Origin of the sequence: Desulfonema magnum (assembly GCF_017377395.1) — a bacterium.
GTDB classification, from domain to species: Bacteria; Desulfobacterota; Desulfobacteria; order Desulfobacterales; family 4be13; genus Desulfonema_C; species Desulfonema_C magnum.
The window spans coordinates 1711024-1723987 of sequence record NZ_CP061800.1 but is presented as its reverse complement, the minus strand read 5'-3'; the positions used below and the strand labels follow the sequence as shown (position 1 = coordinate 1723987).

The window sequence follows — 12964 nt, the reverse complement described above, 5'->3', positions numbered from 1 at the left end:
GATAATCAACTTTTTTTGTCATTCCTGCGAAAGCAGGAATCCATTTTTGGCCGATGTCACAGTTCCGGCTCTGTGGATTCCTGCTTTCGCAGGAATGACAGGCTGTCCGGTCGGATCAGATCTGAAAACCTGATTATCGAGTATTAAATTCTATTTAATCTTATGCTGAAATGTTCCCCTTGTTTTTCCACCTTTACCCCGAACATTTTTATTGTTTCCGTAAGGGGGCGGCCCAACAGAAAATCCATTATTTGAGGATCAGTCCCGCTTTTTTCAACAATCAGAGACCGAATGTGAGCATCATATTGGATAATTTCAAGAAGATTTTCAAATGCATCATTTTTTTTATCCCCGTCCAACCCTTTCACAAGATATCCGATTTTTTCATAATCACATCGGGACTGATGATCCTGAATCAGACCCCACAGCCCTTCAATATCAGACAGAATATCTTTCCGAGTCAGCCGGTTTTCTGTATAAATTTGTTCGATTTCCCGCGTGTCCCAGCATTTCAGAACCCTGCATTCAAGGGGTCTGTTTTCATAAATGGTACAGTTATTTTCTTTTTCATCAAAAAACATACATGCCCATGAATCTTTCCGGCCCTTTATCTTAATGATATCCGATGGGACCGGCACAAGACCTCCTCTGACATTCTCATAGGCCATCTCACCTTTTCTGATGGTATATAAATGCTTTAATAAAATAATCCCTTTTTCAATCATTATGTAGTCTTCATGATGAAAACAGGGGCCTCCTTTTTTACAGCAGGTACCGCAGCGAATGCACTCTGACCTCGGAATATCCGGTTGTATTTTTTTCATCAGGATTCATCCGAAGGAGAGTTTTTTTTATTTTTGTGATCCTGATACGCGATGAGCTTTGCTTTCAGTTTTGCTTTTCGTTCATCTCGGTCTTCATAGTCATTATCATAATAATCATCATCGTCATTGTCATCATCATCATAATAGTAATCATCCTCCTCACCATAATAGGAACTATTTTGTGCCGGTCTTAAATGAAATCTGACGAGCATGATAAGGACAAGCCCGGCAAGCCATGTCTTAAATGACATAGATATTCCATAGTTAAAAAGAGTGTTCACTGCCCAGATAAGCAGGATGGGGCTGATAAGATATGCGATAACATTAAGCAGAGACGCGATAATATCAGCGATGTGAAACTCGGTTTCATTAAAATCCATAATTTGCTCCTTAAATTTATTTTTTAACCAATAAGATAACAAAATTGTCGTAAATAGCAACTTAATTTTTATTATCTGTGATCAGGGTGACTCCGGCAACAGTAAAAATCTTGTCTTACAGATATTTTAATGATATACACATTTTTTTTGCACCTAAATTCCTTAACAGACTTTGTCGGAAACAGGTGTCAGCAACTGAAACCGGAAACAAGGAGTGCCAAACCGCAAGTTTGGCACTCCGGATAAAACATTGTCAAACTGCAAGTTCGGATGCTTGGCTGCTTAGGCGATTTTTGGAAAAGAACAGACCGGCTTTTTCAGTTCGTAGTTCCGCCTTTAGGCGGTGCGACACCGCCTAAAGGCGGAACTACGAACTACGGAACTGCGAACTGGTCTGTTTATTCCTGGAAATCGCCTTATTTCCGATAATGTCTGATTTATAACTCAACACAATTAAACGAACTTTTTTTAAGTTCAAACATAAAACGGATTGGAAATTATGCAAGAAATACGTTTTCACGGCCGTGGCGGACAGGGGACGGTGGTGGCATCTGTTGTTTTGGCAAAGGCTTTTTTCAAGGCAGGTTATCATGTGCAGACCTTTCCGGTCTTCGGAGTGGAAAGAAGGGGCGCTCCTGTGGAAGCCTATCTCAGACTGGACGCTGATAAAAAAATCCTGATCCGAAGCAATGTTTATACCCCGGATCATGTTGTGGTGCAGGATATCAAACTGCTTCAAAATGTGGATGTGACCAAAGGGCTGAAACCCGGAGGCTGGATTCTGCTCAATGCTCCGGGCATTCCTGAACATCCGGAACGGTTTTCAGAATACCGTCTGGCTGTTGTGGACGCCGGGAAAATTGCCATCGGGCATAAGTTGGGCACACGGACCCAGCCCATCATCAACACAGCCATGATCGGGGCTTTTGCACGGATTATGGAGATGCCGCCTATGGAGGCCATTGCAGAGGCCATTGAAAAAGAAATTCCTGTCAAACCGCGGCAAAATATTCTCGCGGCAAAACAGGCTTATGAAGAAGTACAGATGATTGAAAATCAGGGCTGAGTCCCATTGCCCCCCAAATCATAACTTTTCAATTTTCAATTTTCAATTGGAAAGGAAACATAATGATAGCAAAACAAAAATTTTTTGAAGAAGTACCATTATCCATATCACGTTCCAAGATTTCCACAGAAGTCAATAAAACAGGATCGTGGCGTTTTATGCGGCCGGTATATGACGAAAAAACCGCACCGTGCAGCGTGGGTTGTCCGGCCGGGGAAGACATTGCCCGTATCGAAATGCTGGCATCCCGGAAAATGTTCAGAGAGGCTTATGAAACCATCTTAAAGGAAAATCCTTTTCCTGCTGTATGCGGCCGGGTCTGTTTTCACCCGTGCGAAAATTTTTGTAACCGGGCAGCATTTGACCAACCTGTTGCCATTCCTCATATTGAGCGGTTTGTCGGTGACACGGCCATTGCAGCGGAATATCTTGTTCCCAGGACGCCCCGGGTCGGAAGCTTTGCCAATCGCAAACGAGTGGCCGTGGCAGGGGCAGGCCCCGCGGGGCTTGCAGCAGCCTATTTTCTGACCCGTCTGGGATATGTCTGCGATGTGTTTGAATCTGAGAACGAACCCGGAGGCGTCCTGCGCTGGGGAATCCCCGCTTATCGTCTGCCGGAGGATGTCTTAAAAAATGAAATTAACAGAATTGTCAGCCTGGGGGTTACAATCTATTGTAAACAGCCCGTGAATCAGGACTTTTTGGAACAAGCAAAAGGCAGATATGACGCGGTTTTCATGGGATGCGGTTACGGGCGTTCCCTTGAGATGAAAATTCCCGGAGAGGCCATGGCCCATGACGGGCTTAAATTTCTCCATGACACCCGAAAAGGACAGGCCGCGTGCTTCCACGGAACCTCAGCCGTGATCGGCGGCGGAAACACGGCCATTGACGTGGCCCGCACACTGATCCGCATGGGATCAAAACCCATTTTGGTCTATCGCCGCCGCAGACAGGACATGCCCGCGTTTGAGCATGAGGTGGAAATGGCGCTGAAGGAAGGGGTCAGATTAAAGGAGCTGGCTGCTCCCATGCGTATGAAGGCAAATATGGGGGACATTGTTCTTATGTTGCAGAAAATGAAACCCGTTGAATCGGACACAGGCGGCAGGGCACAGGTGGTTCCGGATGGCGAAAACACAATGAGCATAAAGGTTGAACAGGTGTTCACGGCCATTGGCGCGGAACCCGGAAGAAACTGGTATGTGCCCCCGAAAAAACAGGACAATATCCTGAATCTGAGCCATTGTGCATTTCTGGAAGATGATTTGCCAATGGTTTTCGGAGGAGATCTGACCAATCCCATAAAGAGCGTTACAGACGCGATTGCTTCGGGCAAACAGGCGGCCATGGTTCTGGACACATTTTTTCAAAGGGGCCGGGACGCGATTGAGGAAAGACTTGCCGCATGCCGGGTGGGAAACGGCGATGCTCTCTCCATGGAAATTTATACAGAAGGGGAGCGTAAAAACAGAAATTCCCATGTGGTTTCATTTGAGGAGATCAACACGGATTATTTTTCCCGTGCGGATCGGGAGATTCCGCCATTGCTTTCCCCGGATGAAAGTGCTGCTTCTTTTTCCGAAATTGAAGGCACTTTTGCAGAGGATTCGCTCGAAAAAGAATCCCAGCGATGTTTCAACTGCGGTATTTGTAATGACTGCGATAACTGCCGCCTGTTTTGCGGTGAAGTCGCAGTGTCATCTGATGGCGGCGAACGACGTGTCAATATGGATTACTGCAAGGGCTGCGGTATCTGCGTGGTGGAATGTCCGCGCAACGCCATGACGCTGGAGGAGGAAAAAATATGAGAGAGGTTTTGGAAGGGAGTCACGCTGTATCCGAAGCAGTGCGGCTCGCAAAAGTTCAGGTGATGTCTGCTTATCCCATTACGCCCCAGACCCATATTGTGGAGGCGCTGTCGGAATTTTGCGAAGACGGGACCATGGATGCCCGGTTTATCTGTGTGGAAAGCGAACATTCGGCCATGGCGGCAGTGGTCGGCGCGTCCACCTGCGGTGTTCGGACCTTTACGGCCACGTCTTCCCACGGCCTGGCCCTGATGCACGAGATGCTGCACTGGGCTTCGGCCGCCCGGCTGCCCATTGTCATGGCAGAGGTCAACCGCGCGCTCGGTCCCGGGTGGAATATCTGGATGGATCAGACAGACAGCCTTGCCCAGCGGGATACCGGGTGGATACAGCTTTACTGTGAAAATGGTCAGGATGTTCTGGACACCACACTTCAGGCATTCAGGCTCGCGGAAATGGTGAACCTGCCGGTCATGGTGGTTCTGGACGCGTTTTTTCTTTCGCATACTTATGAAGATATTGACGTGCCTGATCAGAAAGCGGTTGACCGTTTTCTTCCTCCGCTTTCGCCCCGCATTCAATTAAGCACGCAAAATCCCTGTGCCATAGGGCAAATGTCGCCGCCCGCGTTTTACACGGAGAATCGCCACAGTATCCAGGCAGCAATGGAACAGGTACAGGGCCGGTTTGAAAACATTCAGGAGGAATTTGAGCCCGTGTTCGGGCGGAAATACGCGCCACTGGAGGCCATTGAATGTGAAGACGCGGACGTCATCATGGTCATGGCCGGGACAGCCGCAAGCACCTGCCGCGAGGTGATTTCCGATCTCCGATCACAGGGAGAAAAAGTCGGACTGCTCAAACTCAAGATGTTTCGTCCTTTTCCCACAATGCTGATACGGAAGATTCTGGGCGACACTCAGAAGGTCGCTGTTGTTGACAGAAATTTCTCTTTTGGCGTGAGCGGCATTTTTGCCCAGGAAATAAAGGCGGCCTTGTGCAATCATGACAACCATCCGCCTGTGTTCGGCTACATCGCAGGGCTTGGCGGGCGAGATGTTACGCCGGATATACTTAAACAGGTTTATCATATGACCAAAACCGCTTCTTTCCCAAAGGAAGACGGGGTCTGGATTGATCTTAATAATTAACGCATTTTTAATACATCTGCTGCCTTACTGCCATAATTCTGACAGGTGACATCAGACCTCCGAGGTTTTCAAAACCTCGGAGGTCTCCGGCGGTCAGGACTCATCTTTATAAATATCATAAGGTTATGGAAATCAGTTTATTCTTTAAGGGATTTATTATTGGTATTTCCATTGCCGCACCTGTGGGACCGATTGGTCTGCTGTGTATTCAGCGAACCCTGGCACGCGGAAATGTCTGTGGCCTGGTTTCCGGGCTTGGGGCTGCAAGTGCTGACGCGGTTTATAGTTTTATTGCCGCGTTCGGACTGACATTTATCTCAAATTTTCTGATTGAGCAGAGCGTGTGGTTTGGCCTGGTCGGCGGAGCTTTTCTCTGTTGGCTGGGCATCCGTGCTTTCCTTACAAAGCCCGCGGAGCAAATCATTTCTGAGTACGATAATAACCATGTCGGCGTATATGGGACAACTTTTTTCCTTACCCTTACAAATCCTATGACGATTCTTTCTTTTGCTTCGATATTCGCGGGTCTGGGAATGGTGAACACGGATACTCATTATGCGTCAGCCGGTCTGATGGTTATCGGTGTCTTTATGGGCTCCGGGCTTTGGTGGTTTATCCTGAGCCGTTTCACCAGTATGTTTCGTAAAAAACTCACCTCCGAAAAACTGGTCTGGGTGAACAGAATTTCAGGTATCATCATAATAATATTTGGTTTGTATGCGCTTTTGAGCATCAAAACGCCCTGAATGGACATAAGTACCCGATCAAAAGTTTTTTATACATCTTTTTTTCCGTAAACCGCGGAGAAACCCGACTTTTTCCTTCAACGGAGGCGGATCATTCCGGAAAAAAAGCCGGGTTTCTTTCCCTGGCAAATATCGAAAACTTATGGTTAGGTACTTATTATTACAGCCCGGGGTAATGGCCCCGAGTTATATATAAAAATTCAAAAATGAAAAACAATATTCTCAGATCAGTCATTGCTGTCTTTTTATGGGCAGGCATTGCTGTGCCGGGCATCGCCCAGATCACTTTGGACGGAACCCTCGGAACAGCAGGAAAATCGAATTTGCCAGGCCCGAATTATGAAATTAAGGAAGCATTCGGCAGAAAAGCCGGGGCAAATCTGTTTCACAGTTTTGAGCAATTCAACATCAGCACAAATGAAAGTGCGACATTCACCGGTTCGGATTCAGTTCGGAACATCATCAGCCGCGTCACCGGAGGGGATGTCTCACGGATTGACGGAATTTTAGGTTCTGCCATTCCGGGCGCGGATTTATACTTGCTGAATCCCTCCGGCGTGATGTTCGGACCTGACGCTGTTTTGAATGTGAGCGGTTCGTTTCATGTCAGCACGGCCGATTATCTGCGAATGGGAGAAAATGAACAATTTTTTGCCATGCCTCAGAACAATGAAGTGATGTCTGTATCACCGCCAAAGGCTTTTGGTTTCTTAGATGGTGACATCGCGGCAATCACTTTTGACGGCGAGGAGAAAATTACAGAATATCCCACAGGTCTCCATGTTCCCGAAGGTGAAAGCATATCCCTTATCGGCGGAAACATTGAAATAAAGCGAGGGACATCTTACGAATCGCCCGTGATTGACGAGCGGGGAATGCTTGTTGCGGATCATAACGGCAATATGACCCATATTGCCGCTGACGGAGGGTTCGCAGAGGTTAATGAGAGCGGTGACATCATATTCTTTAATTCTCAGGGAGAGCTTCTTCTTGTAAGTCCCGGCTCAACAGGGCCGCTTTATCCTGTAACCGAGCGTATCCCTTCCGGATTTCTCCATGCTCCCGGCGGACAAATCAGCATTGCTGCCGTGGCTTCGGCAGGCGAAGTCATTCCCACAAATTCCGGTGCGGATGTATCTTCATGTAACGAGCTGGGAAATATCACTATTGAGAAAGCCCTTATTGATTCCAGCGGCTTGGAAGGGGGAGATGTTTTTATCCGGTGCGGGCAATTTTTTCTTGATGACGGCGCTGTTTATTCTCACGGGCTTATGGGTAATGCCGGAGATATTGTTATAGAGACAGAGACATTGGCATTAAAAAACGGCGCATTGATGGAAGCTTTCACATACGGGAGCGGAACTGGCGGAAACATAACCCTCCGGGCTTCCGAATCCGTCAGTTTTTCAGGCCATGACGATGATTTTCCCAGCAGAGTTTCTGTGGTGTCTTATTCAGAATCGCCTGATGCCGGAGACGCGGGAACGGTCTCCGTCACAACCAAAAATCTCTCCATGAATGACCGCGCACAGATTGCCAGCGCGACAAATGGCGGCGGAAGCGGCGGCGATGTGAATATTCACGCATCTGAATCCGTCACGCTTTCGGGAGGCAGTATTGTTCCCCGTTCCTCTGGTAAATATCTCACCAGCAAAGCCGGAAATGTGTTTATTGAAACAAAGAACTTGTCATTAAACAGCGGCGCGTGGATCGGCAGTTACACCGAAGGCCAGGGAAAAGGCGGAGATGTGACAATTTACGCCTCCGAATCTGTTCATCTTTCAGGGAAGAATGAAGCAGGAAATCCCAGCGTCATCGCTGTGGCATCACTGGGCAAGGAAGATAACGCGGGGGATGCGGGAGTGATTTCCATGGAAAGCCAAAACCTGACAATTTCCGAGGACGGCATCATCTCAACCAAAGCTGAAAACGGAGGCGGCGGTAAAATAGCAATAAACACCGTTGAAAGCATCCGTCTCTCCAATGGAAACATCACCACCAGCGTCAAAGGCGGGGCAGATGACGCGGGCGATATCAACATCGCTGATCCCGCGTTTATGACGCTGAATCACAGCAACATCCACGCCAAAGCATATGAAGGAAAAGGCGGCAGCATCCGTATCACCGCGGATCATTTTATTCAGTCCTCGGACACGATATTAGACGCGTCCTCGGAATTTGGCATTGACGGCTCAGTGAGAATCGAATCACCGGAAGCGGATATCAGCAGCGGTCTGACCGTTCTGCCGTCTGATTTTACGGACGCGGCAACGTGGATGAAACCCCCCTGTATGCAGCGATCAGGAGAAGAGGTTGGCAGATTTGTCATCGCGGCCCGGGACGGCATTCCCAGTTCTCCTGATGATTTCCTGGCAAGTCCGCCATTTGCTTTTGAAGGCATGGATTCCAATGAATTCTGGCGGAAAGGCGAGTTTGAAAATATCGTGCGTTCCGAGAATGAACCGTTCTCTTTTTCAGATGAGGAGCCAGATGCCTCTCTGCATTCGCTGTTATATCGGGTAAAGGCTTATCAGGCAATCGGGCATTATCAGAATGCATTGTCTCTTCTTGCGAAGTCGCTGCCTGTTATTAAGAAAAGCCGCGTCCCTTCTCACAAAGCCTTATTTTTCAGCATACTCGGGGATCATTATCTTTGTCTCGGAAATACGGAAGAAGCAAAGAATTATATAGAGAAAGCCGTGAAAACGGCTCGCATGGCGAAAAATCCTCATATTCTGGCAAGCGTTTTAAACAACAAGGGAAATTTTCTTGCGGTTCGCGGAGAGTATCAGGAGGCCATGATGGTTTATGAGGAAAGCCTTGAACAAATTGAATCTTCGGACAATGACAGCCTGAAATCAAAGCTTTTGCTCAACATGCTTCGTGTGAGAGTTCTGAACCGGGACCCGGAAGATATCATCACAAAGTTGAATCATGCGCTGCTGCAAATCAGGAGGCTGCCGGATTCTCATGACAAAGCAGCGGATTTGATTTCATTAAGCCTGCTGATTCAAAAAATCCGTGAGAACCCCCCTGTCCCCCGCGTCATCGAGATTGCATCGGACGCGTTAAACGAGGCAAAGCAGATCGCCGAACTCCTGAAAGACAGCCGCATGGCATCTTATGCCAACGGATATTTGGGGCAATTGTATGAAACAGAGGAGAATTATTCTGAGGCGATCACGCTGACCCGCCGCGCCATATTTTTTGCTCAACACACGGATTCTCCTGAATTGCTGTATCTCTGGCAGTGGCAGTCGGGGAGAGTCTTCAGGGCTGTGGGAGATATTGATAACGCAATTGAGGCTTATAAAAATGCCACAGAGACGCTCACGCCTGTTCGCGGGGAATTCTTTACAGGATTTCGTGACACCCGGGGGATATTTTACGAAAAAGTCAAACCGGTTTATCTCGGACTTGCAGATTTGCTGCTGAAACAGGCGGAGACTTCCCCGGCATCTGGGGAGAAGCTGAAAAAGGCCAGGGACACCATGGAGCTTTTAAAAAGAGCCGAATTGCAGGATTTTTATCAGGACGAATGCGTGACAGCAATGGAGAAAAAAAGGACCGTCATGGATCGCACCCCCCCTCATACCGCCCTGGTTTATCCGATTCCCTTGCCGGATCGGCTGGCGTTATTACTGACGCTGCCCGACGTTATAAAACAGTTTAATGTTTCTGTTGATTCCGAAGGTATGAGAAGATGGGCAACGCAAAATAATGTTTCAGATGATTCCGAGAAACTCAGGCAATGGGCAGGGCGGTTTCGAAAACGGCTGGAAAAGCGTTCCCGGCGATTCAAACCGTATGCAAAAGACCTTTATAACTGGCTGATACGTCCCATTGAAGACGAACTGATGGCCCGGGAAATTGATACGCTGATTATCGTGCCGGACGGCGCACTCCGTGTGATACCGTTTTCAGCCCTGCACGACGGGGAGCGTTTCCTGATTGAGAAATATGCGCTGGCAACCATTCCCGGTGTCACGCTTGTTGGTCCCGGGCAGGCAGATTTGAAAAATACTCGGATTCTCTTTAACGGACTTTCCCAGGAAGCTGCCCCGCGTTTACCCGGAGTCAGAGAATCATGGGAAAATATACAGGAAATAATGGGAAACTGCACAGGGCTGCTGGACAGGGAGTTTACCATTGATAATCTCACACGGGAATTCAGAACCAATGAATATGCGGTTGTGATTATGGCGACACACGGGGTATTCGGCGGCACGCCAAAGGATACTTATCTGGAGACGTATAACGGCAGGCTGACAATGGATGGGCTTGAGAAGCTTATTGGTTACGGGAGATTCCGGGAACAGCCCGTGCAGTTGCTCACGCTGAACGCGTGCCAGACCGCTCTCGGTAATGAGCGGGCAGCATTGGGTCTTGCAGGTGTTGCAGTAAAAGCCGGGGCGAGAAGCGCAGTTGCCACGCTGTGGTCTGTGGCGGATAAGGCAGCGTGCGAAATGATCACGGAGTTTTACCGGAACCTCAGAACGCGGAATATCTCAAAAGCCAAAGCATTGCAAAATGCCCAGAAAAAATTCATCTCCGGTTCTCGCTACCGACACCCGGGCTATTGGTCCCCGTTTCTCCTCATTGGCAATTGGAAGTAATAATTGAGAATTGAGAATTGAGAATTGAGAATTGAAAAAACCTCAGCGATCTCATTCCCACGCTTCGCGTGGGGATGCAGAAGGGACGCTTCGCGTCCCGAATCCGTACATCATCCAGGAAACTGAAAATTCGAAACTAAAAGCCGAAGGCTAAAAGCTAAAAACTTGAAACTGGATCTGACTCAGATATTTTCCTCCTGTTCTGGAAAAAAGTTTCTGTCCAATATCTGATCGAAGGGAAAAGGACAGGTTTTGGGGAAATGCTTCTTATCAATTCCCGTCTCATCTTCAGCGCTTAATTTAGCTTTCTCATAAGCTTTGTTTATCTTCTTTTCAATTTCATAGCGCAGGCTCGGACTGTCTTCAATAAATTCTTCGATATCAATACGCTGGGTCAGTATGGTATTTTTCCGGTAGTGTTCTAAAACTGGACTTAAACTTTTTAACCCATTGAATCAATTTGGCAAATATCGGGGCAAGTCCAGTTTTAGAACACCACCAAATTTTTCCAGCTTCTTGACCTTTTCACTGCTTGAAATCTCCATTTCAGAAGATGGGCAAGCAAAACAGTCAGGCGGCTTACCAGTTCTCTCTTCTCGCTTCTGCCCATGGCTTCGAGTTCCTCCGCAATGTGTTCAGCGTCAATTTCTGAGAATTTTTTCTCACGAAGCAAACTGGCATTTTTCATCAGCCAGAAATAGAAATCTTTTTCATATTCGATAGTCACATCCATAAGCTTTTCCCATGTCTCTTTCTGCTGGGTCAATTCTGAAAATTTCCAGAACAGACCCGGGCTGCTTACCGGGTTTTTAAAGCATAGTGGAAACCTTTTTCGCCATTTTCAGACATGAATTGGCGCAGGGGGTGTTTCCCTGGACATCCCGTTTCTCAATGTCCTTTCTTGTCACCATTTCAGTAAAACCAACGGTAATCAGTTCATCCGTGTCCATGTGTTCTCTCAGATTGACCTTTGCAGGCAGGTTTTTATCGGCTTTAAGCTGTCTGGCGGTTCTGTTATAAAGTCCTCTGTAAGTGTTGTTCGTGCATTTTGCAAAATTAAACGGGCCATGTACGCCGTGTTTCTTCAGCGTGCCGGTCAGTTTGTTTCGGTGAACTGTGCTGAGGGCTTTCTGAGCCAGCCATTCCTGGTTTTCAGTCGAGGCCTTTTCCAGAATTTCATCGGCAAGGGTGATGTCACCTGTCCGATAGCGCATGTAAACTTCGTTCACATGAAGGTGAAGCTCAGGGGACAGATACTTTGCATAGGCCAGAGCAATTTGCCAGTGTGCAAAAGTACCTAATCTTCCACGAGATTTCAACAAACTGTGGGATATTTTAACAATTTGTTTTTCAAGAGCTTTGATGAATGCTTTCGTTCCCGGTAGCTTTAGCCATTGAGCAGGAGCTCTGTTTTTATCCCCTCCGGCCGCCTTCCAAAGATCAGTCAATGAGATCATTTCATTGTCATGATCTTCTCGGATATCCACCCCGTCAAATGACAACGCTTGATTTTTGTTTCCCGTTTGTGGTAATGCCTTTTTAATCATGATCAAACCTCCTTTGTCCTTTAGGTTTGGTTAATGATCAGGGCCGTAGCGGATGTTACTCCCATCCCTCGGCCCGCTTCTTACAGAGTTAAAAGCATTTATAACAGGTTATCCGGATAAAAGCAATCTCGATTTTACCCTTAACGAACTGCCAGGCTATCCTCAGATTGGCTCATAGCCTGTTATCCTGAAACCATCACATCAAACCTGCCGCAGACATCTCTGATAACCGTCCATAATTCTTTGTTCTTATTTCCAAAAAGATGAATTCTTGAAGACTTGTTCTCAAAAAACACACTGTAAGCCAAAACCTGCCCCAATGCGCCTTTCCAGTCCTTGGCATTTTTTACTTCGATGATTTGTTTGGGAGTTACGATATCCACATATCCGGCATCCGTCTTCACTTCGGCTTTTACCTGGTTCTCACCAAACTTTCTCCTTAACTGGCTTATAAGCTCCTTCTTTATTTCAGCTTCTTTTTGCTTTGTATTTCTCCCGAATTTCAAGTAACGCTTGTATTCTTCAGCAACTTTTTTATGCGCCCATGTTCCGGCCCTTCCGCGAGCCAGTGTCAAATACTGCCTGTTATATTTATGAATATACGTTCCTTCATTCAACAAGTCCCTGATGAAGAATTTTGCCCTCGGCAGATTTAGCCATTGAGCAGGAGCTTGGTTTTTGCTTCCCTTAGCTGCCTTCCAGATATCAGTCAGCGAGACCATGCCCAGTTCCTTATCTTCCCGAATTTCCATTCCGTTGAATGACAAAGCTTGATTTTCGTCTTTCGTTTGTGGTAATGACTTTTCAGTCATAAATCAAACCT

The 12964-nt window shown here is 47.2% G+C and carries 12 protein-coding genes; 6 read left to right on the top strand and 6 right to left on the bottom strand.

The genetic code is table 11. The features are described from left to right. Positions 1-143: 143 nt before the first annotated feature. The gene (locus tag dnm_RS06955) at positions 144-824 is read right to left on the bottom strand and encodes a YkgJ family cysteine cluster protein (RefSeq protein WP_207681956.1); all 681 of its coding nucleotides are present in this window, start codon (positions 822-824) and stop codon (positions 144-146) included. Beyond that, entirely contained in the window at positions 824-1204 is a 381-nt protein-coding gene (locus dnm_RS06950; protein ID WP_207681955.1) for a hypothetical protein, read from the bottom strand. The genes dnm_RS06955 and dnm_RS06950 overlap by 1 nt, the downstream gene beginning before the upstream one ends. A 270-nt stretch (positions 1205-1474) precedes the next feature. Here dnm_RS06950 and dnm_RS06945 point away from each other — a divergent pair, with 270 nt between their 5' ends. From dnm_RS06945 to dnm_RS06920, 6 genes are all read left to right on the top strand, one after another. Beyond that, positions 1475-1633, top strand: a complete 159-nt coding sequence (locus dnm_RS06945; RefSeq protein WP_207681954.1) for a hypothetical protein — start codon at positions 1475-1477, stop codon at positions 1631-1633. 70 nt (positions 1634-1703) lie between these two features. Continuing rightward, complete coding sequence (locus tag dnm_RS06940; RefSeq protein WP_207681953.1) at positions 1704-2270, top strand: 2-oxoacid:acceptor oxidoreductase family protein; 567 nt, start codon at positions 1704-1706, stop codon at positions 2268-2270. 62 nt (positions 2271-2332) lie between these two features. Next, complete coding sequence (locus tag dnm_RS06935; protein WP_207681952.1) at positions 2333-4081, top strand: FAD-dependent oxidoreductase; 1749 nt, start codon at positions 2333-2335, stop codon at positions 4079-4081. Then, positions 4078-5232: a transketolase C-terminal domain-containing protein gene (locus tag dnm_RS06930; RefSeq protein WP_207681951.1), complete on the top strand. Its 1155-nt coding sequence runs from the start codon at positions 4078-4080 to the stop codon at positions 5230-5232. Before dnm_RS06935 ends, dnm_RS06930 begins: the two co-directional genes overlap by 4 nt. 125 nt (positions 5233-5357) lie before the next feature. Further along, entirely contained in the window at positions 5358-5978 is a 621-nt protein-coding gene (locus tag dnm_RS06925; protein WP_207681950.1) for a LysE family translocator, read from the top strand. Positions 5979-6184: 206 nt separating this feature from the next. Then, positions 6185-10594, top strand: a complete 4410-nt coding sequence (locus dnm_RS06920) for a CHAT domain-containing protein (RefSeq protein WP_207681949.1) — start codon at positions 6185-6187, stop codon at positions 10592-10594. 182 nt (positions 10595-10776) lie between these two features. On the opposite strand, the gene dnm_RS31560 is transcribed toward dnm_RS06920, so the two are convergent. From dnm_RS31560 to dnm_RS06900, 4 genes are all read right to left on the bottom strand, one after another. Further along, entirely contained in the window at positions 10777-10992 is a 216-nt protein-coding gene (locus dnm_RS31560) for a DUF29 family protein (RefSeq protein ID WP_353740341.1), read from the bottom strand. An 89-nt stretch (positions 10993-11081) separates the two neighbouring features. Next, a complete protein-coding gene (locus tag dnm_RS31165; protein WP_276571856.1) occupies positions 11082-11360 on the bottom strand; it encodes a DUF29 domain-containing protein in 279 nt (92 codons plus the stop codon). 43 nt (positions 11361-11403) lie between these two features. Next, on the bottom strand, positions 11404-12141 hold the full coding sequence (locus tag dnm_RS06905) for a KilA-N domain-containing protein (protein WP_207681948.1): 738 nt from the start codon (positions 12139-12141) through the stop codon (positions 11404-11406). Positions 12142-12323: 182 nt separating this feature from the next. Beyond that, positions 12324-12953 carry a KilA-N domain-containing protein gene (locus dnm_RS06900; RefSeq protein WP_207681947.1) on the bottom strand — a complete coding sequence of 210 codons (630 nt, stop codon included), beginning with the start codon at positions 12951-12953 and terminating at the stop codon, positions 12324-12326. Between the last annotated feature and the right edge of the window lie 11 nt (positions 12954-12964).